The sequence below is a fragment of the Ruegeria sp. BG5 genome, assembly GCF_056538425.1.
The window spans coordinates 200,577-226,294 of sequence record NZ_JBQFTC010000001.1; the positions used below are offsets into that span (position 1 = coordinate 200,577).

Here is a 25,718-nt window from a genome sequence, read left to right on the forward strand (position 1 = left end):
CATCCTGGTTTCTTCCCATATTCTATTATGCGCGGTTGCCGGAACGGGGCCGCACAACACGTCGCTTTGGCAAAAAAGGACGAGAAAACGTGTCAAAACTTACTCTTGGCTCTTACCCGCATCTTTTGGGGTTCGAGCAGTTGGAACGCCTTCTGGAACGGTCTGCAAAGGCTGGTAATGAAGGGTATCCGCCCTACAACATCGAACAGACCTCGGACTTTTCGTACCGCATCACTCTGGCGGTGGCCGGGTTCGCGGAAGAGGATCTGTCGATCACGATCGAGGATCGCCAATTGGTGATCCGGGGCCGTCAACGCGACGACAGCGAGGGGCGCATATTCCTGCACCGTGGCATCGCGGCGCGTCAGTTTCAGCGCATGTTCGTGCTGGCGGACGGTGTCGAGGTCGGTGAGGCGATTATGGAAAACGGTCTGCTGCATGTGGATCTGACCCGCGCCGTGCCGGAAACCGTGGTTCAGACAATCAACATACGGAAGGGGTAAGAGCAATGAATACACCGATTGAGATCAACACCGAAGGCGACCGTATCGTTTATGTCAAAACGGTCGAGGTGGCCGATCTGCCGCGTGATCTGCGCGATCAGGCAGGCGATCTGGATCAGCTTTATGCGGTACACGACTCGGATGGCCAGCAATTGGCGCTGGTGGCCGACCGCAAGCTGGCCTTTGTGCTGGCCCGACAGCATGACCTGTCCCCGGTGGCCGTTCACTGAACGGCCCCTTCACGCCGGATAGGGCGTGACATTCCCAGCGACACGCGCGACACATGACCACAGGCGGACGCCGCCGCATCATCTGTGTCAGGGAGTTTTCGCATGAGCTGGTTTGACTTCGATTGGGTAGACGCGTTCAGCGACCGGGCCTTTGGCGGCAACGGCTGTGCCGTGGTGCACGAAGGCGCGGGGCTGTCCGAGGAAGTGTGCATGGCCTATGTTCGCGAAACCTCGCTGGTAGAATGCACCTTTACCGGCCCGTCCGAGGTTGCCGATATTCGCGTCCGGTACTTTCTGGCCAGCCGTGAGATTCCCTTTGCCGGGCATCCGACAATTGCGACAGTTGCCGCGATGCGGTCGCGCGGGATGATTTCGGGCGATGCACTGACCCTGGAAACCGGGGCCGGGATTGTGTCGATCCGGTTGATCGGGGACCAGATCGAGATGTCTCAGGTCGCGCCGCAGTTCGGCGTGCATGTTCCAGCGGAATTGGTGGCCTCGGCCATCAGCCTGCCGGAAAGCGCCATTATCTCGCCGCCGCAACTGGTTTCCACCGGGTTGCCGTTCTGCATCACGGTTCTGCGAGACCACGATGCCCTGCGCGCTGCACGGCTGGATGAAGGGCCATTGCGGGAAGTGGCCGCCGCCGCTGGCTATTCGGGCTCGGATATGGCGGAACCGTTTCTGGTGACGCTGCAAGGCGCGACATTTGAGGGGGACACGTTCTCGCGCCTGTTGCTGGCACCGCCCAGCCCGCCCGAGGATCCGTTCACCGGATCAGCAACCGGCGCGATGGCGGCGTACCTGTGGAAATACGGCTTGATGGGCAAGGACAGTTTCATTGCCGAACAAGGCCACGATATGGGCCGTCCCGGACAGGCGACTGTAACCTGTGTTGGACCACCTGACGCCATGACCGGGATTAAGGTCGCAGGGTGCGGCCATATCCTGATGCGCGGGCAGGTCGATTTGGGCTAAGGCTCAACGAAACTTGGCTCGGTGACAGTTTGGAAACAAAAAAGCCCCCGGCGAACCGGGGGCTTTTCATTCAGTATGCCTTTAGATCAGGTCGCGGCGATCAGACCCATGCTTTCCAGCTTCAACAAAACCTGATGGGCGCAGTTGTCCACATCCACATTCTCGGTCTCGACCGTCAGCTCGGGGTTCTGGGGCACGTCGTAGGGGTCTGAAATGCCGGTGAATTCCTTGATCTTGCCCTCACGCGCCAGTTTATACAGGCCCTTGCGGTCGCGCCGTTCGCATTCCTCGATGCTGGTGGCCACGTGAACCTCGCAGAAAGCACCGAACTGCTCGACATCTTCGCGCACCGCGCGACGGGTGGTGGCGTAGGGCGCAATCGGAGCACAAATGGCGATACCACCGTTCTTGGTGATCTCGGACGCGACATAGCCGATGCGGCGGATGTTCAGGTCGCGATGCTCTTTCGAGAAACCAAGCTCGGATGACAGGTTCTTACGAACGATGTCCCCATCCAGCAGCGTGACCGGGCGGCCACCCATCTCCATCAGCTTGACCATAAGCGCGTTGGCGATGGTGGATTTGCCCGAGCCCGAAAAGCCGGTGAAGAACACGGTAAAGCCCTGCTGGCTGCGCGGCGGCTTGGTCTTGCGCAGCTCGGCCACAACCTCAGGGAAGCTGAACCATTCCGGAATTTCCAGCCCTTCAGCCAGACGGCGGCGCAGTTCGGTGCCCGAGATGTTCAGGATCGTGACGTTATCCTTGTCGGCGATCTCGTCATTCGGTTCGTACTGGGCGCGTTCCTGCACATAGACCATGTGTTTGAAGTCGACCATTTCGACGCCGATTTCATCCTGGAACTGACGGAACAGGTCCTGTGCATCATAGGGACCATAGAAATCCTCACCGGCGGAATTCTTGCCGGGGCCAGCATGGTCGCGGCCGACGATGAAATGGGTGCAGCCGTGGTTGGCGCGGATCAGGCCGTGCCAGACCGCCTCGCGCGGGCCAGCCATGCGCATCGCCAGATTCAGCAGCGACATCGAGGTGGTGGATGCGGGGTATTTGTCCAGCACCGCCTCATAGCAGCGGACGCGGGTAAAGTGGTCCACATCGCCCGGTTTGGTCATGCCGACAACCGGGTGAATCAACAGGTTGGCCTGCGCTTCCTTGGCGGCGCGGAAGGTCAGTTCCTGATGTGCACGGTGCAGCGGGTTGCGGGTTTGGAACGCAACGATGCGACGCCAGCCCAGCTTGCGGAAATAGGCGCGCAGCTCGTTCGGGGTGTCGCGGCGGGCGCGGAAATCATAGTGCACCGGTTGCTGGATGCCGACAACGGGACCACCCAGATAGACCTTACCGGCGACGTTGTGCAGATAGTTCACCGCAGGGTGCGCGTCGTCATCGGCGCCAAACACCTTTTCAGCCTCGCGTGCCTTGTCCGGCGTCCAGCGGTCGGTCACGGTCATGGTGCCCAGAATAACGCCTTCCTGATCGCGCAGGGCAATATCCTGACCCAGCTCGATGTTGTCTGCAAAATCCTCGCTGACGTCCAGCGTGATTGGCATCGGCCACAGGGTGCCATCGGCCAGACGCATATTCTCGACGACGTTGTCGTAATCGGCCTCGGACAGGAACCCTTTCAGCGGGTTGAACCCGCCGTTCATCAGCAATTCCAGATCGCAGATTTGCCGCGGGCTCAGATCCCAGCTGGTCAGGTCGGCGGCGTCGACCTTCAGTTTTTGTGCCGATTCGTAAGACACATACAATTCAGGGATCGGGGCCAGATTACTTAACATCGTCATCAGAATACTCTTGTCGCAGTGTTGGATTGCCGGTGATTCTCGGTCATTTGAGGGCGCGTTTGCCCCGACTTTTGCCCGAAGTCCACAAGCGGTCGTGAAACAAAGGACGATATGCGCTGATTTCCTCCGAAATGGAAGGATTTTCCATATGCTACGTCGGATTGCGACCGCGGTTCCGGGCCAAATGCGATTTTGGGTCAGCCAGAGTATGCCTGTTCTTGTGTCGCCGATGTCTCGCGCAGGTCGGCGGCACGGGTGACCGGCAGCGCCGGTACGGGTTGGCTGACGCCGCGCAACTGGAACAGGCGGATGCGGTCGGGGTTGATTGTCAGATCAGCCGCTTGCAGCAACTCGTCCGACACCAACAACTCGACACCCAGCGCCTTGGTTTCGCTTTCCAGGCGGCTGGCGACGTTGACAGCATCGCCGATAATCGTTTGCGAGGCATGGCCCGCTGCGCCGATCTCACCCAACACCAGATCGCCCAGATGCAAGCCCATGCCGATGCGGATGCCGGGGCTGCCTTCAGCCTTTAGCCGTTGATTGAAACTGTCCAGCGCTAGGCCGATCTCTATCGCCGCCCGCAACCCGGCCTTCGCTGACGCCGCCGCGTCGGGCTTGTTGAACACCGCAAGCAAGCCATCGCCCATGTATTTGTCGACAATGCCGCCTGCGTCAGTAATGGCTGGAACGATTGCATCGAAAAACCGGTTCAACAGAAAGACGATGTCATAGGGCAATTGGCCGGTCGTGCGGGCCGTGAACCCGCGCATGTCCAAAAACAGAACGGCCAGTTGCCGTTCCTGCCCTTGGCTTGCATGGCCCCGATTGCGCCCACCATCGGGGCGAAACACGCGAAAGACGGTCAGCGGCTCGGTCGGGCGAATCTGGCACGCCAGCCGCGTTTGCGCAGAGGCCCCTACCGCTGCCAGACTGCGGGCCTCGACATCGCTGGGGGCCTCAAGCTGGGTGCCGCCCTCTTCGACAATGATGCGGCAGGTGGTGCACCGCCCCTTGCCGCCACACAGCGCGGTGTGGGGAATGCCATTGGCTTGCGAGATTTCCAGCAAGGTCATGCCCTTTTCTGCGACGACCTCGGGTCCACGTGCATATTTGATGCGAACCGAATGCCTGCGACGCCAAAGCTTGCGCCCGACAAAGATGGCCCCGCAAGCGCCCAGAGTGATCAGAAAGGCCAGAACCGCGTTATCCTTGACCGTGAACATGGTCTGGAAGGCTTCGGGTGAGGGCCAGTTGTAATGCTCGATATATTGCTGTCGCAGAAACTCATCCGCGAAATCGGCCCAGATGCGCCGGCCCTCGGTCAGAACGCCCGCCAGCGCGAACGACGGAACAAAGACCGCAACGCCGATCAGGTAGGGCACGGTCTTCGACCACCACGACGTCAGGCGCAGCCACATGTGCAGCCCGATGCAACCATGGACCCATACAATCAACAGCAGCAGGCTTTGCATCCAGACTGCCGAGCTGGGCCACATCAGGATGATGATATAGCCCATCTCATCATTGACGCCGTAAATCTCGTGGGCGACGCGCGTGTGAATGATGTGGGAAATCAGTTGCAGCGGGATCAGCAGGCCCAGCACGATCTGCAACGCGGTGCTGAGCGGCATCCTGAGCGTTCTGCGCTGGGCGATCGAGGCCAGCGACAACCCCGCATGCACGATCAGCGCCGCATAGAGCAAGACGCTGACGACATCATGCCGTGTGACCGCTTTTCGGCCATCCTGCATCCCGTGCAGATAGTCGGTGTGAAACAGGCCCAGACCGATATTGATGAAGTGGAAGAAGGCAAAGACGAACAGAACCAGACCGCTGCCGATCCTGAGCCGGGTTGCCCACCCGCCGCGCCAGAGTGCGTTGTCCAATGCCAGTACCCGCAAATGCTTCGTCAGGGCCGAGTGTGCGGGGCCGCCCGGCAAGGGTCAAGCCGACCTGCATAGGTGCGGGAAAAACGGCCAAGGGTGTGGGGTTCAGCCACACCCCTGGCCCCAGACTTATTCCTGTTCCGCCAGAAAACGTTCCGCATCCAGCGCGGCCATGCAGCCCATTCCGGCGCTGGTCACGGCCTGACGATAGATGTGGTCGGTCAGGTCGCCCGCCGCAAACACGCCCGGTACGGACGTTTCGGTCGAGCCCGGCTTGGTCACGACATAGCCGCCCATATGGGTGTCCAACGTGTCCTTGACCAACTCGTTCGCGGGCGCGTGGCCGATGGCGACGAAGACGCCTTTGCAGGGGATCTCGGTGATCTCGCCGGTCTTGACGTTTTTCACGCGGACACCCTCGACGCCTAAAGGTGCATCGGTGCCAACCACTTCTTCCAGTTGGTGAAACCACAGCGGCTCGATCTTTTCGTTCTTTAACAGGCGATCCTGTAGGATCTTTTCGGCCCGCAATTCGTCACGGCGGTGGATCAGCGTCACCTTGCTGGCGAAGTTGGTCAGGAACAGCGCCTCTTCCACGGCGGTGTTGCCGCCGCCGATCACAACGATCTCTTGCCCGCGATAGAAGAACCCGTCGCAGGTGGCGCAGGCCGAAACGCCGAAGCCTTTGAATTTCTCTTCCGATGGCAGGCCCAGCCACTTGGCGCGCGCGCCTGTCGCCAGAATGACGGCATCGGCCGTGTATGTGGTCCCGCTGTCACCCTTGGCGGTGAAGGGGCGCTGGCTGAGATCCAGATCGTTGATGATATCGCCGATCACCTCGCAGCCCATCGCCTTGACGTGGTCCTGCATGCGCACCATCAGATCGGGGCCCTGAACCTCGGTATCGCCGGGCCAGTTTTCAACCTCGGTCGTGGTGGTCAACTGCCCGCCGGGCTCGATTCCCTGCACCAGAATGGGCTCCAGCATCGCCCGGCTGGCATAGACGCCTGCGGTATATCCTGCCGGTCCAGATCCGATGATCAGAACCTTGGTGTGTCGTGTGTCGGCCATTGTACCCCCGCTCGAACTGCCTGAATTGGGCCGTTTGCCCGTCGCCCCGATATAGCGACGCGGGGGCAGGGCTTAAAGCCCTTTCCTGTCCGGGCTCATTTTCCCAGGCGCGGGCAAATTCGCGACCCGTCACCGAATAATATTGCGCCCCTGCGAAACATTATTGCGCACTCGGTGGGTGCTGATATAAGAACCGAAAAAATCAGGAGCATTTTATGGTCACGACGCGGCTGGATGAGATTGATCGTAAGATTCTGGCAGAGTTGCAGGCAGACGGTCGCATGACCAATGTCGAACTGGCCAAACGCGTCGGGATTTCGGCCCCGCCCTGTTTGCGCCGTGTGCGCACGCTGGAGGAATCCGGCTATATCACCGGATACCACGCCGAAGTCAGCGCGCGCGAACTGGGGTTTGAGGTGCAGGTTTTTGCAATGGTCGGTCTGGACAGTCAGGCCGAAGCCGAGCTGCGCGCCTTTGAAGACCGGTGCCGTGAATGGCCATTGGTCCGTGAATGCCACATGCTGAATGGCGAGGTAGATTTCATTCTGAAATGCGTGGCCCCCGATCTCAGCAACTTTCAGCAGTTCTTGACCGGAGAGTTGCTGACCACGCCGAACGTGGCCAGCGTTAAAACGTCGCTTGTTATCCGCGGCGCAAAAGACGAACCAGGCGTGCCATTCGACGTTCTGGAAGAACGCATGAACCGGACGGCGTGAACCGCATCTGATTCTGATGTGTTTGACAGGGCGGCAGCATGGCTGCGACCGCCAAGGATACAATCCAACTTAGTAATATCTGCATAATGCCCCCAGGATGCAGTAATCGTTAACGTTTACGCAGTGATCGCGTCCACCTCTCCGTCTCCGGCGCGCGGCATCAGCAACGGGCCAAAATCGCTCAGCGATTCGATATGCGCGAACAGGTTCAGGTAAATCGACCGCAAGGAATGGCTGATCATCCGAACCGCGTTTACTCCTGGGTGATAGGTTTCGAACTGTAAACCATCAACCCGAATGACCGAATGTTTTCTGAGGCAAATGTGAAACAGTTCCACCGGAGTCGGCGGCATTGTTTCAATCACGCTCATCCCATCCTGAAATTCCGCAATTGGCGTCAAAACCGGCGCGTCGCCATGCAGGTGTCGCAAATGCGCAGGTGTCCCCAGCAAACGCGCCGCCGGGCCTGCGATAACGCCTGACATCGGCTTTTGCATTCCAAACGTGTCGGCCATGATTCGCGTCAGAGGTCGTGTGCGCCCCCGCGAATCCTCGCGTCCGGGGATCAGGGTGACAGACCCTTTCCAAACGATGGTTTCCGATGTGCCATCCTGCGTCAGGACCGTATCCCCCGGCAACAGATCTTCGATTGCCATCGGTCCTTGTTCTGTCTCGACCAGCGAGCCGCGCGAAAAGGCGCAAAACGCGTCTTCGAACATGGGCAGAGCTGGTGCGATGTGGCGTGTCTGCGCGATATCCCCGTTATCGAGCAGCGTGCAAACCTCGTATCGGCGCAGTTGCGCCTTGGGTTTGGCGGTTGGTCTTGGAGCCTCGCGCAATAAAGCCGACGTTTCGACGGCGTTTCTGGCTGCGCGGGCCAGTGAATTAGGAATAGTCATTAATATTCCTTCCCCTCTAATCTCCGAACAGACGGGGCGTACCCCCGTGCAGGCCCGCCTGACGGAACAGTTCTTTGCCTTGAAATGAATGAGAGACCTTTGGGCACCCGAAATCGCAGTGCACAGCGAGAAAAACGTCGCATTCCATTGGTCAACACATTGACCCCCCAGACAAACTCGTACTTTGCAGGCTGAAATTGCCCGCACACACACCCCTGAACCAAAGGCCGCATAGCGTTATGCGACCAAACACACATCAGGTCGGAGCATCCCTGACACGCGTTTCCCAAAAGGACCGGCAGCTTGGTCCCGAGGGCTTCTTTTTCAGCGACGCGCTGCCAACCGGCGGGCGACCCTGACAGAATTGCTAGAAACTCGTTTCCACGGCATTTCCAGTTTCTGGTCCTGCGCGGCCGCAACAACCGCGCTGAGAAAACGAGACTTCGATTTCATTTCTGATCCTGCTCTGATGCGGGGTCTGACGCCCCTTTTTCCTTTTGTAACCCTTATGTGACGCAAATTTGCGGCAGTGATGTGACGTATCCGGGAAAATATCAGGACAGAAGGTGAAGTTTGACAGATCCTCCGTGTTGAGGTGCCAGAATTCACATGTCTGAAAGTCAGATAACCATCTGAGTACTGGCAAAAAATTACGCTACGATTCTGCCTTCAGGTAAACACAATGAATGTGGCGGAAAGGTGGCGGGATTGCCTTAATCGAGGCTAATTCTACAATCTGATCGCAGAAATCAGACGTCCGTAATCGGCTTCTTTTGCATGCGTCGCACGGCGGTAGGAATAAAAGCGATCCGGGTCGGAATAGGTGCAGTGACGGGTCCATTCGGCGTGCCCGACACCGGCCTGTCGCAGCCGGTGCAGGCCGAACGCGGGCAGGTCGAACTGCAGCCTGTCTTCGTGACCATTGGCGAAAAACCGGCTGTTTTCGGGGGAATCGGCCAGAAAGTCGTCCAGAAACTCGGGCCCGACTTCATAGGCGCGCTGCGAGATTGACGGCCCGATGACAGCACGGGTGTTTTCGCGTGTCGCGCCGAGTGATTCCATGGCTTCCAGAGTGGCTTCGAGCACACCATCCAGCGCGCCGCGCCACCCGGCATGGGCGGCCCCGATCACATTGGCGTCAGGATCGGCAAACAGCACCGGTTGGCAATCTGCGGTCAGAATCGTCAGGGCAAGGTTTGGCGTTGCTGTGACGACCGCATCGGCCTTGGGCTTCTCGCCTTTTATCGGGGCATCGATGGTCAAAACGGTTGGGGAATGCACCTGATGAACGCCGACCAGTTCGTCGGGCGTCACCTCCATGGCTTCGGCCACACGTCTGCGATTCAGTGCGACCACTTCGGTCTGGTCCGACGATCCATGGCCGCAATTCAACCCCGAAAATATCCCGGATGAGGCGCCGCCCCGGCGGGTAAAGAAGCCGTGGCGCACGGGGGCGAGCATTTCAGAGGTCAGAATTTCCAGTGTCATGGCTCCAGTCCCGGCGGTGGCGCTGAATGTGATGGATACAGGCCCAGTACTTTGAACAGGTTTCCCATTTCATCGGGATGCGTCAACCGGCGATGTGCAGCAATCACCTGTTCTTGCGTTGAACCGTCCACGGCTTTCGTCAGGGCCTGCGCCCGGGCCGTGATTCCCAAACGTTCGAGGAAGACCCCCTGAGACGTCAGCCGCGTGTGCGCACAACCCGCCGCGCGGGTCGCAATGGCCAGAGGCTCAAAATCGACATGCGTCGTCAGATCGCACTGCCCCGGATCGGCCAGCGGGTCCGACCGTTCATGCGCTTTCAACGCTTGCAACGTGTCGCCCAGTGAATGCCAGTCGCCATAATCAATGATCAGCGCAGCCCCGCCATGGGTTGCAATACGACTGGCGAGGACTGTCATGATCGGGATTGCAGCAGCGCAGAGTTCGACAAGATCGCCGTCTTCGGTGTCTGCCAGCCTGTCCTTTAACGCGACCTGAGGCGCATTCGGGCCCAGACCAAAGGCAAGCGCGCCGTCCGCCTCTCCGATCAGCCGTTCGCGCCAGCCGTCGCCGTCACGGATGAACTGACGAACGGGAAGGGCGTCGAAAAACTCGTTGGCGATCAGGAATAAGGGCTGTTCAGGCAGGTCGGCGGTGTTTTCAATCCATTCGGGCGTGTACTGGTTCAGCATTTCGGCCTGAACCTGCCGCAATGCAGGCGATGCCTCTAGCAGACATATCTTAGCCGCTGCATGGAATCCGGGGACTTGCCGCGTGGCGCGCAGCGCATCGGCCATCAGCGTGCCGCGTCCGGGGCCAAGTTCGGCAAGGGTAAAAGGCACGGGGCGTCCCTGATCGATCCAGCATTGGGCCAGCGACAACCCGATCAGTTCGCCAAACATCTGGCTGATCTCGGGGGCGGTGATGAAATCCCCTTGCGCCCCAAGCGGGTCGCGGGTGCTGTAATAGCCCAGCTTGGGATGCAACAGGCAGTCGGTCATATATTCAGCCGTACTGATCGGGCCATCCTGACGGATGCGCGCGATCAGGTGGTCCGACAAGTTCATGCCGCGCGCCGGGCGCGCAGGATGAACCAAAGGCCCAGCGCGATCATGGGCAGGCACAGCAACTGCCCCATAGTCAGGCCATAGCCGCCGACATGCCAGGCCAGCCCCAGCGGATTGCCGGGCGAGACGAACTGTGCATCCGGTTGCCGAAAGAACTCAACGATAAAGCGAGAGGCGCCGTACCCGGCCAGAAACACCCCCATGATCCGGCCCGGTGCGTGAAAGGCCCCGCTACGGTAGACCAGCCACAGCAAGACCGCGCCCAGCAAAACGCCCTCAAGCGCGGCCTCATAAAGCTGCGAGGGGTGGCGGGCGCACATTCCCGCGGCAACGCCTGGGCAATCCTGCGCGGCCATGCCGGGGAAGATCACGGCCCATGGCAGCTCACTGGGTCGGCCCCAAAGCTCGGCATTGACGAAATTGGCCAGCCGCCCCAGCAGCAGGCCGGGCGGAACCGTGTAGGCGACCAGATCGCCCAGCGACAGGATCGGGATTTTGTGACGCCGACCGTATAGATAAGACGCAAGGATGACGCCCAGCAAACCGCCATGGAAGGCCATTCCGCCTTGCCAGACCTTCAGAATCTCGGTCGGGTGCGACAGGTAGTAAGCCGGTTGATAAAACAGCACAAACCCAAGCCGACCGCCAAGGATGACACCGACAATGATCCATGTCAGCAGGTCGTCCAGCTGTTCGGGCTTCATCGGCGGCGTGTCATTGGGCCACAGCGCAGGGCGGCGCAGCGCGACAATGGCCAGCCGCCAGGCAATCAGAATACCCGCGATATAGGCCAGCGCGTACCATCTTAAGGCGAACTCTATCCCGAAGAGTGAGATCGAGAACAATTCGGGTGACAGATCGGGGAAATTGAGAACAGCCTGCATGTGCGTCTCATTGCCCGGGGTTTACGGGGCAAGTCAACCTTGAGCCTGCGCCAATCATTCCCCATATAGGGAAAAGCCCGCAATCGGAGAATAACCATGCAGACCCGCAACAAGATCCTCGACGATGTATCCCAGCTGATGACCAACGCCATGGGTGTGGCGCAGGGCGCGCGCGAAGAGGCCGAGAATGCGATGAAGTCCATGATCGACCGCTGGCTGGCCGACCGCGACTTTGTTACCCGTGAAGAATTTGATGCCGTGCGCGCCATGGCCCAGAAAGCCCGGGAAGAGAACGCAGCACTTGAGGCGCGCATCGCCGCGCTTGAGGCGAAACTGGACAAGTAACGTCCAAATCGGAGCTTTCAGACAAAGCAAACGCCGCGCAATCCAAGTCCGGATTGGGCGGTGGTGTGTATCTTGCCGTCTTGCAGGAATTAATCAAGACAAAGCTGGCGCTAGTGCCAATATTTTGTTCGCCGTTGCTGACTGTCCACAACTTATTGCTGTTATCCCCAAGAAATAGGGTTGCCAGATTCCATCCAGCGGCGCACCATATTTAGTACAGGCCCATGGGGGAAGCCCGGCTTGTAGAGCAGGCAACTAGCGCTGGGGCGCTGCCAGCCCCGAAATGCTAGAGATTAGTGAGGTGGCATTATGGCCCTTTCTGAGCAGTTTCTCGAAGAAGACCTTCATCCGATCGATATTGTTGAACATCTGGCCGAACATCACGACTGGGATTTTGACCGCATCGGCGACGATCAGATCGCCATGGCTGTTGAGGGGCAGTGGCGGACGTATTCCATTACTCTGGCGTGGTCCAACTATGATGAAACGCTGCGCATGGTCTGCTCGTTCGAGATGGAGCCACCGTCCGAGCGTGAGAGCGAGCTTTATGAGTTGCTGAACAGGATGAACGATCAGTGCTGGGCGGGGGCGTTCACATATTGGGCGAACCAGAAGCTGATGGTTTATCGCTACGGATTGGTGCTGGCCGGTGGCCAGATGGCAAGCCCGGATCAGATCGATACCATGATCACCGCCGCCGTCATGAGCGCCGAACGCTACTACCCGGCGATCCAGCTGGTGACATGGGGCAATCGCGACCCGGAAGATGCGATGCAGGTTGCCATTGCAGAGGCTTACGGCCGGGCGTAAAGCTTTGCCCCGAACCGTTACGTCAGGGAAGGGGCAATCATGGACATGTCGCGCGTGGCCGAACACGGCCTGGTGCTGTTGGGATGCGGAAAGATGGGGTCCGCGATGTTGGCGGGTTGGCTGGAACACGGCCTGCCCGCCTCATCCGTTTGGGTGATCGATCCGTACCCGTCAGAATGGCTGAAGGCGCAGGGCGTCCATATCAATACCACATTGCCGGAAGCACCCGCCGTGGTTCTGGTGGCCGTCAAGCCGCAGATGATGGGCGACGCGCTGCCAGCCATACAGGCGCTGGGCGGGGGCGGCAGCCTGTTCGTGTCTGTCGCGGCAGGTACATCGATTGCCACGTTCGAGGATGTGCTGGGTGCAGGCACCCCGATTGTGCGGGCGATGCCAAACACGCCTGCCGCGATCCGTCAGGGTATTACGGCGATGATCGGTAACACCCATGCATCCGAAGATGATCTGGCGCTGGCAGAAAACCTGCTCTCGGCCATCGGTGAGACTGTGCGCCTGTCGGCCGAAGCGCAGATTGATGCGGTGACCGGCGTCAGCGGCTCGGGCCCGGCTTATGTCTTCCACCTGATCGAAACGCTGGCCGCCGCGGGTCAGGCGCAGGGCCTGCCGCATGATCTGGCAATGAAACTGGCCAAATCCACCGTGGCCGGGGCAGGGGCCTTGGCGATGGCGGCGGAAGAGGACCCCTCGCAACTGAGGGTCAATGTGACATCGCCCAACGGCACCACGCAGGCCGCGCTTGAGGTTCTGATGCACGAGAAGGAAGGGTTCCCCGATCTGCTGCAACGCGCGGTCAAAGCCGCGACCGACCGATCCAAGGAACTGTCCGGTGAGTGAGATTTCCTTCGACGACTTCATGAAGGTCGATATCCGCGTTGGCGAGGTCATCCGGGCCGAGCCCTACCCCGAAGCCCGCAAGCCCGCGATCAAGATGTGGATCGATTTCGGCGATGAGATTGGCGAGCGTAAGACCTCGGCCCAGATCACTGCGCATTACGATCCGGCAACTCTGGTCGGCAAGCAGGTCATGGCTGTGGTCAACTTCCCTCCGCGCCAGATTGGCAAGTTCATGTCCGAGGTGCTGGTCTTGGGCCTGCCCGACGAAAACGGCGAGATCGTGTTGATCGGGCCAGACGGAAAGGTTCCGCTGGGCGGGCGGATGCACTGATGAAACTGTGGATCACCCGCCCCATGACGCCAGCGGTCGAAGCGCGGGCAAAAGCTGAGTTTGAGGTCGACATCCGCAGTTCCACCTCGCCACTGTCACAGGATGAGATGAGGCGAGCGCTAGAGCAGTACGACGTGGTCGTGCCAACTTTGGGCGACCAATTCTCTGCCGCCGTGTTTGCGGATGTGCCTGCGCTTCGCTGCAAGCTACTGGCCAATTTCGGTGTGGGCTACAACCATATCGACGTCGAAGCGGCGAACGCGGCGGGGGTCACGGTCACGAACACGCCGGGCGCCGTCACCGATGCCACCGCAGACATCGCGATGACTCTGCTGCTGTCCACCGCACGCCGCGCGGGTGAAGGGGAACGTCTGGTCCGGTCCGACGCGTGGCAGGGCTGGCATCCCACTCAGATGCTGGGGCATCACGTCACCGGCAAGCGCGTCGGTATCGTGGGTATGGGGCGCATCGGTCAGGCCATTGCCCGACGGTGTCATTTCGGGTTCGCGATGCAGATTGCCTACCAGTCCCGCAGCGCCAAGCAGTTGGAGTTCGATGCAGAATACTTTGCGGATTTGCCTGCGCTGGCCGCGTCGGTCGATTTTCTGGTTCTGGCCGTGCCAGGTGGGGCCGAAACCCGCCATCTGATCAACGCGACGGTGCTCGAGACCATGAACCCGGCAGCCATTCTGGTGAACATCGCGCGCGGAGAGGTGGTGGACGAAGCCGCCCTGATCGCTGCCCTTCAGGCGGGTCAGATCGCCGGGGCGGGGCTGGACGTCTACGAATTCGAACCTGCGGTCCCTCAGGCCTTGCGCGATATGGAGAACGTCACCCTGTTGCCCCATCTGGGCACTGCGACCGAAGAGGTTCGGACCAACATGGGGCACATGGCGCTGGATAACGTGGCGGCGTTTGTTGCGGGCCGGGACCTGCCCAATCGCGTCTAGTCGCCGACGGCTTCGCGCCAGTGTTTGCGGCAGAGTGAAACATAGGTCTCGTTCCCGCCGATCTGAACTTGTGCGCCTTCGGTGATGGCCCTGCCGTTCTCATCCTGACGAATCACCATCGTGGCTTTGCGCCCGCATTTGCAGATGGTGCGGACTTCGCGCATCTCATCGGCCAGCGCCAGCAAAGCGGCGGATCCGGGGAACAGTTTGCCCTGAAAATCCACCCGAAGCCCGTAGGCCAGAACCGGGACGCGCAGGTCGTCAACGGCGCGCGCCAATTGCCAGACCTGATCGTCCGACAGAAACTGCGCCTCATCGACAAAAACGCAGGCGACAGAGCCTTGTTTCAGCCGCGTATCGATCATGGAAAACACATCTGTATCAGGCCGGAACGTGTCGGCCTGTTCGGAAATGCCGATACGTGACGCGATGCGACCTGTTCCCGCGCGCCCGTCAACAGCGGCAGTCATCAGGTAGGTGTCCATGCCGCGCTCGCGATAATTGTGCGAGGCCTGCAGCAACACGGTCGATTTGCCCGCGTTCATAGTAGAGTAGTTGAAATACAGCTTTGCCATGCGCCGGGTCTAAAACGCATCCGCCAAACGGACAAGGGTTCAAAATGCCTGAAAAGAATCGACGTCGCCATTGCAGTTGCGAAGGCCGAGCACATGCTCTTTGGGGATGGAACCACCACTCTCACAACAGCGACGCCGTCGGCCAACATGCGGCCTTAACGGTGTGAGGCTAAACAATCCTGCCCCACGATCACTCATTACCGGCAGGAACTGCCGCCACTCACTCACAAAATCCCTCGCATATCTGAGGGATAGCCAATGTATGACATTTCAATTATGACTCTGTTATGGGAAATTTCCCGAGGCTTTCCCCCAACAACAGGGGTGGAACAGCGCGTGCAGGTAACAAAGGTAAAACAATGGCAGAGATCGGGGCTTATCTGAAGAAACACACCGAGGCGCTTGTCAAAGACGTCGGGATCGAAGCGGCGTGCGAGATTACGGGTAAATCAAAGGCGACTCTGGGCCGGTATTATTCTGACAATGCGGAACATGCCGACAGGTTCATGCCAGTTGACGCCGTGGCCCGGCTAGAGAATGCGGCGGCCTATCCGCATGTGACCTCGGCTTTGGCCGATCTCAAGAACATCACCCTGTCCTATGACGGGCGCAACACAGACAAGCCACGAACCGGCGGCGTGAATTCGGATGTCATTGCCCTGAGCCAGCGCTTTGCGATGCTGATGACAGAATATCAGGCCGCGATTGAAGACGGCATCATCACGGTGAACGAAGCCAAGCGTTTGCTGAAAGAGACCAGCCTGCTGCAACAGGTTCTGATCGAGATGAAACTGCATCTCGAGGAAGAAAGCGTCAGCTAAGGCTCAACCAATCGGGCGTTCATCTGCGCCTTGTCTCGCGCGCTTGCCGTTGGCCAAGTTGACCTGAGGATGCGCAGCGATCCTTTGGCGTCAGCGCATCATCCCGGAGTGCAAAGGGCACACGGCGCGCTGTCAGGCCAATCAAACGTGCCGCTTCACGATCACCGATCCGACCGAATAGCCAGCCCCGAAGGAACAGATCAGCCCGACGTCTCCGTCCTGCAAGTCATCCGAATACTTGGAGAACGCGATGATCGATCCGGCGGATGAGGTGTTGGCATAGTCCTGCAGGATGTTCGGCTGCTCACCGGCTTCCGGCTCGCGGCCCAGCACTTTCTTGCCAATGAAATCATTCATCGTCTTGTTGGCCTGATGCAGCCAAAGGCGTTTCAGGTCATCGCTGCTGACGCCCTCGGCGTCCATGTGGTCGCCGATATGCTTGCTGACCATCGGCAGCACTTCTTTGAACACTTTCCGACCGTTCTGCATGAACTGCATATCGCGACGGTCCACCATGCCTGCCGGGCGCGACCGGCGCAGGAAGCCGTTATTGTTGCGGATATTGTTCGAGAAGGCGGTGGCGCAACGGGTCGACAGGACCTCGAAATGCGGGCCTTGGGCGTCTTCGATCCGTTCGATCAGCGTGGCGGTGGCAACGTCGCCGAAGATAAAGTGGCAATCGCGGTCGCGCCATTCCAAATGGCCCGAGCAGATCTCGGGGTTGACCACCAGCGCCGCCCGGACCGAGCCGGACCGCACCATGTCCGCCGCCGCCTGAATGCCGAAAGTGGCCGAGGAACAGGCCACATTCATGTCAAACCCGAACCCGTCAATGCCCAGGGCCTGCTGAATCTCGATCGCAATCGCCGGATAGGCGCGTTCGTGGTTCGACGCGGCACAGATGACCAGATCCACATCCGCGGCCGTACGACCGGCCTGCGCCAGCGCCTTGTTGCAGGCGTCCACTGCCATCTCGGTCATGATCCCCGGCTCGTCATCGCTGCGCTGACGCAGGGCAGGGAACATCATGTCCGGATCCAGAACGCCGGTCTTGTCCATCACATAGCGGTTTTGAATGCCCGAGGCCTTGACGATGAACTCTTCCGAGGAATGCTGCATCGGTTCCATCTGACCGGCGGCGATGGCCTCGGCATTTTCGGCATTCTGCTTATCGGCATAGGCGTTGAATGCTTCCACAAGCTCAGCGTTTGTGATGACGTTTTCTGGCGTGAAAACACCGGTACCGGTGATGGCGGGCGTATACATGACGGGTCCTGAAGGTTTCGAATCCGCCTAAAATGCAGTCACAGCGGCATTTGATCAAGAGTTGTTAACCTAAGGGAATACACTCTGAGGGGTCGATTTCAACTTCATATCTTGAATAGTTCAAATTTTGAAGTATATGGCCAGCAATCACGCAGGAGACGCACCGTGCAGGACGACATTAGCACAAGGTTGGGCCGCCTTAGCCCCGAGATACAGGCGATCATGGGCGTCTATGCGCTGTACTGGAAACTCGAAGAAGTCTTCGATTCGATGGAGACCGATCTGAGCCATCCGGAATGCCATATGCTGATCAAACTGGATCGGCCCAAGCGCATGGGGGTGCTGGCCACGGACATGCTGACCGTTCCCTCGACCATTACGGCGACGGCGGACGGTCTGGAAAAGGCGGGGTATCTGACACGCGAACGTGACCCGCAGGATCGGCGGGCCTGGTTGCTGGTGCTGACCCAACAGGGCGAAGATGCCCGCAATATGCTTGTGGCCGAAGCGGGGGCGCTGTTTCATCGCGCGTCTGGCCTGAACGAAGAAGAAACCGCTCAATTCGCGCATCTGGCGTGTAAGATACGTGACACCATTCTGAAAACGGGAATTCCCGAGGGATTGAAGAAATGAAACTGCTGACTTCTCTGGGCCTTGCTTTGGCTGTTCTGGCATCGCCGATGGCCGCGCAAGAGGTTGCAAAACCGGTCAAACTGATGCTTGTGCAGGAAACCACGCCGGGGTTTTCGCGCCAGTTCTTTGGCCGAGTAGCAGCGCGGCAGACGGTTGATCTGGCGTTTCAGGTGTCAGGCCAGATTATCGAAATGCCTGTCACCGAAGGCTTTGTGATCCCCAAAGGCGGGCTGATCGCCCAGCTTGATTCCGAGCCGTTCCAGCTGCGTCTGGACCGGGCGCGCCTGCAAAAGGAACAGGCAGACCGGACCGAGGCCCGACTGTCGCGCCTGCGGGGCACCACGGCAAGCCAGGTCGCCGTGGATGACGCCGAGACCGAGGCGCAACTGGCCGCAATCGCCGTACGCGATGCGGAATACGAACTGGAACACGCCACGATGACCGCCCCGTTCGATGCGCTGGTCTCCAGCCGTACGGTCGAGGCGTTTACGACCGTCTCTGCGGGCACACCAATCGTGCGCATCCACGATATGTCCGAATTGCGGATCGAAGTGGATGTTCCCGAGATTTTGTTCCAACGCACCGGCCAGCAGGACGACATTACGATCACCGCCAAGTTCCCCGCCAGTGACGAGGTCTTTCCGCTTGAAATCCGCGAATTCGATGCTGAAACCTCCAGCGTGGGTCAGACCTTCCGCATCCAGTTCGGCCTGACCCCGCCAGAAGGGCTGCAGATTCTGCCCGGATCATCCGTCACCGTGAATGTACAGGTTCAGGACCAGCGCGTTGGCATCATCGTACCCACCACCGCCATCGTCGCAGACGCGGGCGGAGAGTTGGGCGTCATGGTCTATTCACCGGTTGGCGCAGAGGAGGGCACCGTTCGCCGCGTCCCCGTGACCATCGAACCGACCCAGTTGGGTGGTGTTCGGGTGCTGACTGGCCTGTCTGGCGGGGAAGAGATTGTTGTCGCAGGTGGCGCCGCCTTGGCCGATGGTCAAACCGTGCGCCGGTTTTCCGGCTTTGGGAACTAAGGGGCTGAGATATGAACATCGCGCGCGCCTCGATCGACAGGCCACTATATACGTGGTTGATCATCCTGATTGCCTTGTTTGGCGGTATCTGGGGCTTTCTGTCTCTGGGTCGTCTCGAAGACCCTGCATTCACCATCAAGAACGCCGTCATCATCACCCAATATCCCGGCGCAACAGCAGAGCAAGTGGCGCTTGAGGCCTCGGAACCGCTTGAATCCGCCATCCAGCAAATGGGCGAGGTGGACACGATCACCTCGGTCAACCAACCCGGCCGGTCGCTGATCGAGGTCGAGATCAAGTCCACCTATGACGGTGACGAACTGCCCGCCATATGGACCCGCCTGCGCGCCCAGATCCGCGATGCGGCGCGCGGCCTGCCCTCGGGCGTCGGCCAGCCTTACGTGAATGACGGCTTCGGTGACGTCTTTGGCCTGTTCTACGCGGTGACGGCCGAGGGTTATTCGGACGCGGAAAAACACGAACTGGCTACGTTTCTTCGGCGTGAGCTGCTGACCGTCAGCGGCGTCGCCGATGTCGAGGTTCAGGGCCTGCCGCAAGAGGCGATCTTTATCGAGCCCGACCTTGCCATCTCGGTGAATCAGAACGTGCCGATTCAGGCAATTAACGAGGCGATCTCGAACGCGGATTCGGTGAATTCATCCGGCTCGCTGCGGTCTGCTGATGATCGAACCACAATCCTGACCGCCGAAGGTTCGGACAGTGTGTCCGCCATTGCCGGGCTTTCGGTCGGCTCTCAGGGGCAGGTGATCAACCTGTTCGATATGTCCAACGTCTACCGCGCGCGCCAGACCGACCCGGACATCATGATCCGCTTTGACGGGGTCGAGGCGTTCACCCTGGGCATCGCCGGATTGTCCAGCGAGAACATTGTCGAAGTCGGCAAGCGCGTGGATGCCAAGTTTGACGAGTTGGACACCGCGATTCCCTTTGGCGTCGAAATCCTGCCGATTTACCAGCAGCATGTGGTGGTCGAACAAGCCTCGACCGACTTTCTGGTCAATCTGGCCATGTCCGTGGCCATCGTGGTCGCGGTTCTGGGCCTTTTCATGGGCTGGCGTGCGGCGGTTGTCGTGGGTTCGACGCTGCTGTTGACGGTGGTCGGAACGCTGCTGTTCATGGCGATGTTTTCGATTGAGATGGAGCGGATCTCGCTTGGCGCGCTGATCATCGCCATGGGGATGCTGGTCGACAATGCCATCGTTGTGGCCGAGGGGATGCAGATCGCCATGCTGCGCGGCAAATCCTCGCGCGATGCGGCGGAAGATGTGGCCTCGAAAACGCAAATTCCGCTGCTTGGTGCTACCGTGATCGGCATCATGGCTTTTGCGGGCATCGGTCTCAGCCCCGATGCAACTGGCGAGTTTCTGTTCTCGCTGTTTGCGGTGATCGGCATCTCGCTGCTGCTGAGCTGGGTGTTGGCCATCACGGTGACGCCGATGCTGGGGCACTATTTCTTCAAACAGGGCAAGGAAGGTGAAGTGGACGCCTATAGCGGCATTCTGTTCCGCATCTACGGCTCGGTTCTGCGCGGCGCGCTGCGGTTTCGCTGGCTGGTGGTTGTGGGGCTGGCTGCGGTTACGGTGGTTTGCTACGCGGGCTTCGGGCTGATGAAGCAGCAGTTCTTCCCGGACTCGAACACGCCCCTGTTCTTTGTGCATTACAAGCTGCCTCAGGGCACCACCATCGCCCGCACCGCCCAAGATATGGCCGTGTTTGAAGAGTGGCTGAATGACCGCGACGACGTTGTGTCCGTCACCACCTTCGTGGGGCAGGGGGCCACCCGTTTCATGCTGACCTATGCCGCCGAAGATCCGAACCCCAGCTACGGCCATATGATCATCCGCACCGAAACGCTGGACGATATCCCTGCTTTGCAGGCGGATCTTGAGGCGTTCGGCTCGGTGCAGTTTCCCGAAAGCGAGTTCCGCACCAGGCGCTTGGTCTTTGGCCCCGGCGGCGGCGATCCGATCCAGGCTCGGTTCTCGGGCAGCGACCCGGAAGTTCTGCGGCGATTGGCGGATGAGGCGGTCCAGCGCATGGCCGCCGCCTCGCCCAACGCGCTGCATGTCCATCACGACTGGCGTGAAAAGGAACTGGCGGTGCAGCCAATCTATGCGACCGAACGCGCCCAGACCGCTGGCGTGTCCCGCGAAGATATTGCTGCCACGCTGCAATTCTCGACCGATGGGATCACCGGCGGGGTCCTGCGCGAGCGTGACCGCCTGATCCCGATCATCCTGCGCCGCCCGGCGGACGGGGATTATTCAATCGTCGATCAGGTCGTCTATTCGGATCAATCGCAACGTTTCGTGCCCATCGAACAGATGGTGGACGGGTTTGAATACCAGGCCCTGAACACGCTGGTCCACCGGCGCGACCGGGTTCTGACCATCACGGTCGGAGCCGACATCCCGGCGGGCTTTACCGCCGCTCAGGTCCATACCGAGGTGCGCGCCGCGATTGAGGCAATCGATCTGCCGCCCGGCTACAAGATGGAGTGGGGGGGCGAGTTCGAAAACTCGCGCGACGCGCAGGAAAGTCTGGGCAGGCAATTGCCGCTAAGCTTACTGATCATGGTGCTGATCTCGGTCCTGCTGTTCAATGCGATCCGTCAGCCGATCATCATCTGGCTGCTGGTGCCGATGTCGGTCAACGGTGTGGTGATTGGCCTGCTGGGAACCGGCTTGCCGTTCACCTTCACCGCCCTGCTGGGCCTGCTGAGCCTGTCGGGGATGTTGATCAAGAACGGCATTGTTCTGGTCGAGGAAATCGATCTGGTCCGGGCCACCGGTAAACCCCTGCAAGAGTCGATCATCGAAGCCTCGGTCTCGCGTCTGCGCCCGGTCATGCTGGCCGCGATCACCACGATCCTTGGGATGGCCCCGCTGCTGACAGACGCGTTCTTCGTCTCGATGGCCGTGACGATCATGGGCGGTCTGGCCTTTGCCACAGTCCTGACCATGGTCGCCGCGCCAGTGTTCTACCTGCTGTTCTTCAGGCGGGAGGAGGCAAGGCAAATGGCCGCGCAATCCGCTGTTTAATTGAAAAACCCCCGGTCACGGACCGGGGGTTTTGCTTTGTTCCCTTTGGGGTGAAGGATCACCCCTGCAGCGACATCACCTCAACATCCCCTTCGGCCTGCGCCTTGATGGCCAGCGCGGCGGCGTGGCTGGCGGCGGCGGTGGTGAAGTAGGGGATCTTGTCATAGAGCGCGATGGAGCGGATGACCTTGCTGTCTTCGACCGCCTGCGCGCCTTCGGTGGTGTTCATCACCAGCTGCACCTGACCGTCTTTCAGCATGTCGGCCACATCCGGGCGGCCTTCGTAGACCTTGTTGACCAGATCGCAGGCAACGCCTTGTTCGGCCAGCCAGCTTTGTGTGCCACGGGTTGCCACAAGGACAAAGCCCTGCGCGGCCAGAACCTGTGCGGCCTCAAGCATCGCGGGGGTCTTGTCGGCATCTTTGATCGAGATGAACGCACGACCCGAGGACGGCAGGACCATACCCGCGCCCATCTGCGCCTTGAGGAAGGCGCGCGGGAAGTCGCGGTCCCAGCCCATGACCTCGCCGGTCGAACGCATTTCCGGGCCCAGGATCGTGTCGACGCCGGGGAAGCGGGCAAAGGGCAGGACCGCCTCTTTCACCGAGAACCACGGCATGTTCGGGTCGGCCAGCGTCATCTGGTCGGCAATTTTTGTATCCTGACCTTCCTGATAGGGCGGGCGCATCGGGAAGTTCGACAGCTTCTCACCCGCCATGACACGCGCGGCGATGGAGGCAATCGCGCTGTCGGTCGCTTTGGCCACGAAGGGCACGGTGCGGCTGGCGCGCGGGTTCACCTCGATCAGGTAGATCTCATCATCCTTGATGGCGAACTGCACGTTCATCAGGCCGACGACGTTTAGCGCTTTGGCCAGTTTGAACGCCTGATCCTTGATCTGTTCCAGAATCTCATCCGACAGCGAATAGGGCGGCAGCGAACAGGCCGAGTCGCCCGAGTGCACGCCCGCCTCTTCGATATGCTGCATGATGCCCGCAACGTGAACATCGGTGCCATCACACAGCGCATCCACGTCCAGTTCCACCGCACCGGCCAGATAGCTGTCCAGCAGAACCGGGCTGTCGCCCGAGACCACCACGGCCTCGTTGATGTAGCGCCGCAGCTGATCCATATCGCGCACGATTTCCATCGCTCGGCCACCCAGAACGTAAGAGGGGCGGATCACCAGCGGGAAGCCGATCTCGTCGGCAATCTCCAACGCTTGCGCGTCGGTCGAGGCGATGCCGTTTTTGGGCTGTTTCAGACCCAGATCATTGACCAGCGCCTGGAACCGCTCACGGTCTTCGGCCAGGTCGATGGCGTCGGGCGTGGTGCCGAGGATCGGGATGCCTTCGGCCTCCAGCGCGTTGGCCAGTTTCAGTGGGGTTTGACCGCCGAACTGCACGATCACACCATGCAGCGTGCCGTTTTCCTGCTCTTTCGTCAGGATTTCCATGACGTGCTCAAAGGTCAGCGGCTCGAAATACAGCCGGTCCGAGGTGTCATAGTCGGTCGAGACTGTCTCGGGGTTGCAGTTGACCATAATGGTCTCATAGCCCGCTTCGGTCAGCGCGAAACAGGCGTGGCAGCAGCAATAGTCAAACTCGATGCCCTGACCGATCCGGTTCGGGCCACCGCCAAGGATGACGACCTTTTTGCGGTCGCTTGGGCGGGCTTCGCATTCGACCTCGCCCATCATCGGGGCTTCGTAGGTCGAGTACATATAGGGCGTCTGCGCCTCGAATTCGGCCGCGCAGGTGTCGATGCGTTTGAAGACAGCATTGACGCCCAAATTGCGGCGAGCGCGGCGGACGTTGTCTTCGTCGCGGCCAGTCAGATTGCCCAGACGCGCATCGGTGAAGCCCAGCATTTTCAGCTTGCGGATGCCATCCTCGGTCACGGGCAGGCCGTCTTTACGGACCTGACGTTCCGCATCGATGATCTCGCGGATGCGGGCCAGGAACCACGGGTCGAACTTGGTGACACCGAAGATTTCGTCGTCACTCAGACCGTGGCGCATGGCTTGCGCGATGGTGCGCAGGCGGTCGGGCGTTTGTTTGCTGATCGCCTTGATCACTGCGGCCTTGTCGGTGGCCTCGTCCCAGACACCGACATTCAGGCCGGGGATTTCGACCTCGTCAAAACCGGTCAGCCCGGATTCCATCGAAGCCAGCGCCTTTTGCATCGATTCGTGGATGGTGCGGCCGATGGACATGGCTTCACCCACCGACTTCATCGCGGTGGTCAGGTAAGGTTCCGAGCCCGGGAATTTCTCGAACGCGAATTTCGGGATCTTGGTGACGACGTAGTCGATGGTCGGCTCGAACGAGGCGGGCGTGACCTTGGTGATGTCGTTGTCCAGCTCGTCCAGCGTGTAGCCCACTGCCAGCTTGGCCGCGATCTTGGCAATCGGGAAACCGGTCGCCTTGGACGCCAGCGCCGAAGAGCGCGACACGCGGGGGTTCATCTCGATCACAACCATGCGACCATCGACCGGGTTGATCGCCCATTGCACGTTCGAGCCGCCAGTTTCCACGCCGATCTCGCGCAGCACGGCAATCGAGTGATTGCGCATGATCTGGTATTCTTTGTCGGTCAGCGTCAGGGCTGGGGCCACGGTGATCGAGTCGCCCGTATGTACGCCCATTGGATCGACGTTTTCGATGGAACAGACGATGATGGCGTTGTCGGCAGTGTCGCGCACCACCTCCATCTCGTATTCTTTCCAGCCCAGCAGGCTTTCGTCGATCAGGATCTGACCCACGGGGCTGGCATCCATGCCCGAGCGGCAAATATGGATATAATCCTCGCGGTTATAGGCCACGCCGCCGCCGGTGCCGCCAAGTGTAAAGGCAGGGCGGATGATCGCGGGCAGACCCACCGTTTCCAGGGTTTCCAGCGCCAAGGCGACACCGGCATCCAGGTCTTTCTTGCCGTCTTCGTCCTTGGGGGCGGTCACGATCTCGGCCTTGGGGTTTTCGATGCCCAGCCGGTCCATCGCCTCGCGGAACAGGGCGCGGTCCTCGGCCATTTCGATGGCGTCGCGCTTGGCGCCGATCATCTCGACGCCGAACTTCTCAAGCACGCCCATCTCTTCCAGCGCCAGCGAGGTGTTCAGGCCGGTCTGTCCGCCCATCGTGGGCAGCAGCGCGTCGGGGCGTTCTTTCTCGATGATCTTGGCGACAACCTCGGGCGTGATCGGCTCGATATAGGTGGCATCCGCCAGACCGGGGTCGGTCATGATCGTCGCGGGGTTCGAGTTCACCAGAATGACCCGATAACCTTCCTCGCGCAGCGCCTTGCAGGCCTGAGCGCCGGAATAGTCGAACTCACACGCCTGCCCGATGACAATGGGGCCCGCCCCGATGATCATGATCGACTGGATGTCGGTTCTTCTCGGCATGGCCTTGTTCCTTCGATTGTCCGCGAGTCAGGGCACCGCCCCAGCGCCCAAATTGTCCTGCGTTATAGGGACCGCGCGAAAAGGTGCAAGAGGTATCGGAAACAGG

23 protein-coding genes are annotated in these 25,718 nt (G+C 60.0%); 13 read left to right on the forward strand and 10 right to left on the reverse strand.

Annotation, left to right across the window (positions count from 1 at the left end):
* The first annotated feature begins 89 nt into the window (after positions 1–89).
* From ACR0KX_RS00905 to ACR0KX_RS00915, 3 genes are all read left to right on the forward strand, one after another.
* On the forward strand, positions 90–503 hold the full coding sequence (locus ACR0KX_RS00905; protein ID WP_058275530.1) for an Hsp20 family protein: 414 nt from the start codon (positions 90–92) through the stop codon (positions 501–503).
* Between the two features lie 5 nt (positions 504–508).
* Positions 509–733 carry a DUF1150 family protein gene (locus tag ACR0KX_RS00910; RefSeq protein WP_050604806.1) on the forward strand — a complete coding sequence of 75 codons (225 nt, stop codon included), beginning with the start codon at positions 509–511 and terminating at the stop codon, positions 731–733.
* 102 nt (positions 734–835) lie between these two features.
* A complete protein-coding gene (locus tag ACR0KX_RS00915; protein WP_170622867.1) occupies positions 836–1,711 on the forward strand; it encodes a PhzF family phenazine biosynthesis protein in 876 nt (291 codons plus the stop codon).
* 86 nt (positions 1,712–1,797) lie between these two features.
* Here ACR0KX_RS00915 and ACR0KX_RS00920 read toward each other — a convergent pair whose 3' ends face one another.
* The 3 genes from ACR0KX_RS00920 to trxB all read right to left on the reverse strand — a co-directional run bounded on the left by ACR0KX_RS00920 (position 1,798) and on the right by trxB (position 6,476).
* Positions 1,798–3,516, reverse strand: a complete 1,719-nt coding sequence (locus ACR0KX_RS00920) for a bifunctional sulfate adenylyltransferase/adenylylsulfate kinase (protein ID WP_170452661.1) — start codon at positions 3,514–3,516, stop codon at positions 1,798–1,800.
* A gap of 197 nt (positions 3,517–3,713) precedes the next feature.
* Positions 3,714–5,405, reverse strand: a complete 1,692-nt coding sequence (locus ACR0KX_RS00925) for an adenylate/guanylate cyclase domain-containing protein (RefSeq protein ID WP_170622870.1) — start codon at positions 5,403–5,405, stop codon at positions 3,714–3,716.
* A 129-nt stretch (positions 5,406–5,534) separates the two neighbouring features.
* The gene (trxB, locus tag ACR0KX_RS00930) at positions 5,535–6,476 is read right to left on the reverse strand and encodes a thioredoxin-disulfide reductase (protein ID WP_170452657.1); all 942 of its coding nucleotides are present in this window, start codon (positions 6,474–6,476) and stop codon (positions 5,535–5,537) included.
* A 215-nt stretch (positions 6,477–6,691) separates the two neighbouring features.
* Between trxB and ACR0KX_RS00935 the strand changes: the two genes are divergently transcribed.
* A complete protein-coding gene (locus ACR0KX_RS00935) occupies positions 6,692–7,192 on the forward strand; it encodes an Lrp/AsnC family transcriptional regulator (RefSeq protein WP_170452655.1) in 501 nt (166 codons plus the stop codon).
* A 116-nt stretch (positions 7,193–7,308) separates the two neighbouring features.
* Here ACR0KX_RS00935 and ACR0KX_RS00940 read toward each other — a convergent pair whose 3' ends face one another.
* The 4 genes from ACR0KX_RS00940 to lgt all read right to left on the reverse strand — a co-directional run bounded on the left by ACR0KX_RS00940 (position 7,309) and on the right by lgt (position 11,527).
* Positions 7,309–8,091, reverse strand: a complete 783-nt coding sequence (locus ACR0KX_RS00940; protein WP_170452653.1) for a Hint domain-containing protein — start codon at positions 8,089–8,091, stop codon at positions 7,309–7,311.
* A 729-nt stretch (positions 8,092–8,820) separates the two neighbouring features.
* Positions 8,821–9,579 (reverse strand): peptidoglycan editing factor PgeF, encoded by a 759-nt coding sequence (gene pgeF / locus ACR0KX_RS00945; RefSeq protein ID WP_170452652.1) that lies wholly within the window; start codon positions 9,577–9,579, stop codon positions 8,821–8,823.
* Entirely contained in the window at positions 9,576–10,643 is a 1,068-nt protein-coding gene (locus ACR0KX_RS00950; protein ID WP_170622872.1) for an SAM-dependent methyltransferase, read from the reverse strand. The genes pgeF and ACR0KX_RS00950 overlap by 4 nt, the downstream gene beginning before the upstream one ends.
* Positions 10,640–11,527: a prolipoprotein diacylglyceryl transferase gene (gene lgt, locus ACR0KX_RS00955; RefSeq protein WP_170622874.1), complete on the reverse strand. Its 888-nt coding sequence runs from the start codon at positions 11,525–11,527 to the stop codon at positions 10,640–10,642. The genes ACR0KX_RS00950 and lgt overlap by 4 nt, the downstream gene beginning before the upstream one ends.
* Before the next feature lie 96 nt (positions 11,528–11,623).
* Here lgt and ACR0KX_RS00960 point away from each other — a divergent pair, with 96 nt between their 5' ends.
* The 5 genes from ACR0KX_RS00960 to ACR0KX_RS00980 all read left to right on the forward strand — a co-directional run bounded on the left by ACR0KX_RS00960 (position 11,624) and on the right by ACR0KX_RS00980 (position 14,818).
* Positions 11,624–11,872 (forward strand): accessory factor UbiK family protein, encoded by a 249-nt coding sequence (locus ACR0KX_RS00960; RefSeq protein ID WP_050604795.1) that lies wholly within the window; start codon positions 11,624–11,626, stop codon positions 11,870–11,872.
* A gap of 309 nt (positions 11,873–12,181) precedes the next feature.
* The gene (locus ACR0KX_RS00965) at positions 12,182–12,682 is read left to right on the forward strand and encodes a YbjN domain-containing protein (protein WP_170452647.1); all 501 of its coding nucleotides are present in this window, start codon (positions 12,182–12,184) and stop codon (positions 12,680–12,682) included.
* Between the two features lie 39 nt (positions 12,683–12,721).
* Complete coding sequence (gene proC, locus ACR0KX_RS00970; RefSeq protein ID WP_170452645.1) at positions 12,722–13,537, forward strand: pyrroline-5-carboxylate reductase; 816 nt, start codon at positions 12,722–12,724, stop codon at positions 13,535–13,537.
* Positions 13,530–13,868 (forward strand): tRNA-binding protein, encoded by a 339-nt coding sequence (locus tag ACR0KX_RS00975; protein WP_170521714.1) that lies wholly within the window; start codon positions 13,530–13,532, stop codon positions 13,866–13,868. The genes proC and ACR0KX_RS00975 overlap by 8 nt, the downstream gene beginning before the upstream one ends.
* Entirely contained in the window at positions 13,868–14,818 is a 951-nt protein-coding gene (locus ACR0KX_RS00980; RefSeq protein ID WP_170622876.1) for a 2-hydroxyacid dehydrogenase, read from the forward strand. The genes ACR0KX_RS00975 and ACR0KX_RS00980 overlap by 1 nt, the downstream gene beginning before the upstream one ends.
* Here the strand turns inward: ACR0KX_RS00980 and ACR0KX_RS00985 are convergent.
* Complete coding sequence (locus ACR0KX_RS00985; RefSeq protein WP_170622878.1) at positions 14,815–15,393, reverse strand: thymidine kinase; 579 nt, start codon at positions 15,391–15,393, stop codon at positions 14,815–14,817. The two genes, ACR0KX_RS00980 and ACR0KX_RS00985, sit on opposite strands and share 4 nt — an antisense overlap.
* Before the next feature lie 359 nt (positions 15,394–15,752).
* On the opposite strand from ACR0KX_RS00985, the gene ACR0KX_RS00990 reads away from it, so the two are divergent.
* Complete coding sequence (locus ACR0KX_RS00990; RefSeq protein ID WP_170452637.1) at positions 15,753–16,214, forward strand: hypothetical protein; 462 nt, start codon at positions 15,753–15,755, stop codon at positions 16,212–16,214.
* Between the two features lie 141 nt (positions 16,215–16,355).
* Here the strand turns inward: ACR0KX_RS00990 and ACR0KX_RS00995 are convergent, their stop codons facing one another.
* Positions 16,356–17,480 (reverse strand): beta-ketoacyl-ACP synthase III, encoded by a 1,125-nt coding sequence (locus ACR0KX_RS00995; RefSeq protein ID WP_170452635.1) that lies wholly within the window; start codon positions 17,478–17,480, stop codon positions 16,356–16,358.
* 165 nt (positions 17,481–17,645) lie between these two features.
* Here ACR0KX_RS00995 and ACR0KX_RS01000 point away from each other — a divergent pair, with 165 nt between their 5' ends.
* The 3 genes from ACR0KX_RS01000 to ACR0KX_RS01010 are packed head-to-tail and all read left to right on the forward strand — an operon-like array spanning position 17,646 to position 22,209.
* Entirely contained in the window at positions 17,646–18,113 is a 468-nt protein-coding gene (locus ACR0KX_RS01000; protein WP_480707756.1) for a MarR family winged helix-turn-helix transcriptional regulator, read from the forward strand.
* Complete coding sequence (locus ACR0KX_RS01005; protein ID WP_480707758.1) at positions 18,110–19,147, forward strand: efflux RND transporter periplasmic adaptor subunit; 1,038 nt, start codon at positions 18,110–18,112, stop codon at positions 19,145–19,147. Before ACR0KX_RS01000 ends, ACR0KX_RS01005 begins: the two co-directional genes overlap by 4 nt.
* 11 nt (positions 19,148–19,158) lie before the next feature.
* Complete coding sequence (locus ACR0KX_RS01010) at positions 19,159–22,209, forward strand: efflux RND transporter permease subunit (protein ID WP_170622880.1); 3,051 nt, start codon at positions 19,159–19,161, stop codon at positions 22,207–22,209.
* Positions 22,210–22,267: 58 nt separating this feature from the next.
* On the opposite strand, the gene carB is transcribed toward ACR0KX_RS01010, so the two are convergent.
* Positions 22,268–25,612 carry a carbamoyl-phosphate synthase large subunit gene (gene carB / locus ACR0KX_RS01015; protein ID WP_170452629.1) on the reverse strand — a complete coding sequence of 1,115 codons (3,345 nt, stop codon included), beginning with the start codon at positions 25,610–25,612 and terminating at the stop codon, positions 22,268–22,270.
* Positions 25,613–25,718: the final 106 nt, after the last annotated feature.

Coding starts and splice junctions, on each gene's coding strand:
- ACR0KX_RS00985 (WP_170622878.1), bottom strand. CDS start 15,393: ATGGCAAAGCTGTATTTCAACTACTCTACTATGAACGCGGGCAAATCG.
- ACR0KX_RS00980 (WP_170622876.1), top strand. CDS start 13,868: ATGAAACTGTGGATCACCCGCCCCATGACGCCAGCGGTCGAAGCGCGG.
- ACR0KX_RS00950 (WP_170622872.1), bottom strand. CDS start 10,643: ATGAACTTGTCGGACCACCTGATCGCGCGCATCCGTCAGGATGGCCCG.
- pgeF (WP_170452652.1), bottom strand. CDS start 9,579: ATGACACTGGAAATTCTGACCTCTGAAATGCTCGCCCCCGTGCGCCAC.
- ACR0KX_RS00915 (WP_170622867.1), top strand. CDS start 836: ATGAGCTGGTTTGACTTCGATTGGGTAGACGCGTTCAGCGACCGGGCC.
- ACR0KX_RS00995 (WP_170452635.1), bottom strand. CDS start 17,480: ATGTATACGCCCGCCATCACCGGTACCGGTGTTTTCACGCCAGAAAAC.
- ACR0KX_RS00940 (WP_170452653.1), bottom strand. CDS start 8,091: ATGACTATTCCTAATTCACTGGCCCGCGCAGCCAGAAACGCCGTCGAA.
- ACR0KX_RS01010 (WP_170622880.1), top strand. CDS start 19,159: ATGAACATCGCGCGCGCCTCGATCGACAGGCCACTATATACGTGGTTG.
- ACR0KX_RS00965 (WP_170452647.1), top strand. CDS start 12,182: ATGGCCCTTTCTGAGCAGTTTCTCGAAGAAGACCTTCATCCGATCGAT.
- carB (WP_170452629.1), bottom strand. CDS start 25,612: ATGCCGAGAAGAACCGACATCCAGTCGATCATGATCATCGGGGCGGGC.
- proC (WP_170452645.1), top strand. CDS start 12,722: ATGGACATGTCGCGCGTGGCCGAACACGGCCTGGTGCTGTTGGGATGC.
- ACR0KX_RS00920 (WP_170452661.1), bottom strand. CDS start 3,516: ATGACGATGTTAAGTAATCTGGCCCCGATCCCTGAATTGTATGTGTCT.
- ACR0KX_RS00960 (WP_050604795.1), top strand. CDS start 11,624: ATGCAGACCCGCAACAAGATCCTCGACGATGTATCCCAGCTGATGACC.
- ACR0KX_RS00935 (WP_170452655.1), top strand. CDS start 6,692: ATGGTCACGACGCGGCTGGATGAGATTGATCGTAAGATTCTGGCAGAG.
- lgt (WP_170622874.1), bottom strand. CDS start 11,527: ATGCAGGCTGTTCTCAATTTCCCCGATCTGTCACCCGAATTGTTCTCG.
- trxB (WP_170452657.1), bottom strand. CDS start 6,476: ATGGCCGACACACGACACACCAAGGTTCTGATCATCGGATCTGGACCG.
- ACR0KX_RS01005 (WP_480707758.1), top strand. CDS start 18,110: ATGAAACTGCTGACTTCTCTGGGCCTTGCTTTGGCTGTTCTGGCATCG.
- ACR0KX_RS00910 (WP_050604806.1), top strand. CDS start 509: ATGAATACACCGATTGAGATCAACACCGAAGGCGACCGTATCGTTTAT.
- ACR0KX_RS00990 (WP_170452637.1), top strand. CDS start 15,753: ATGGCAGAGATCGGGGCTTATCTGAAGAAACACACCGAGGCGCTTGTC.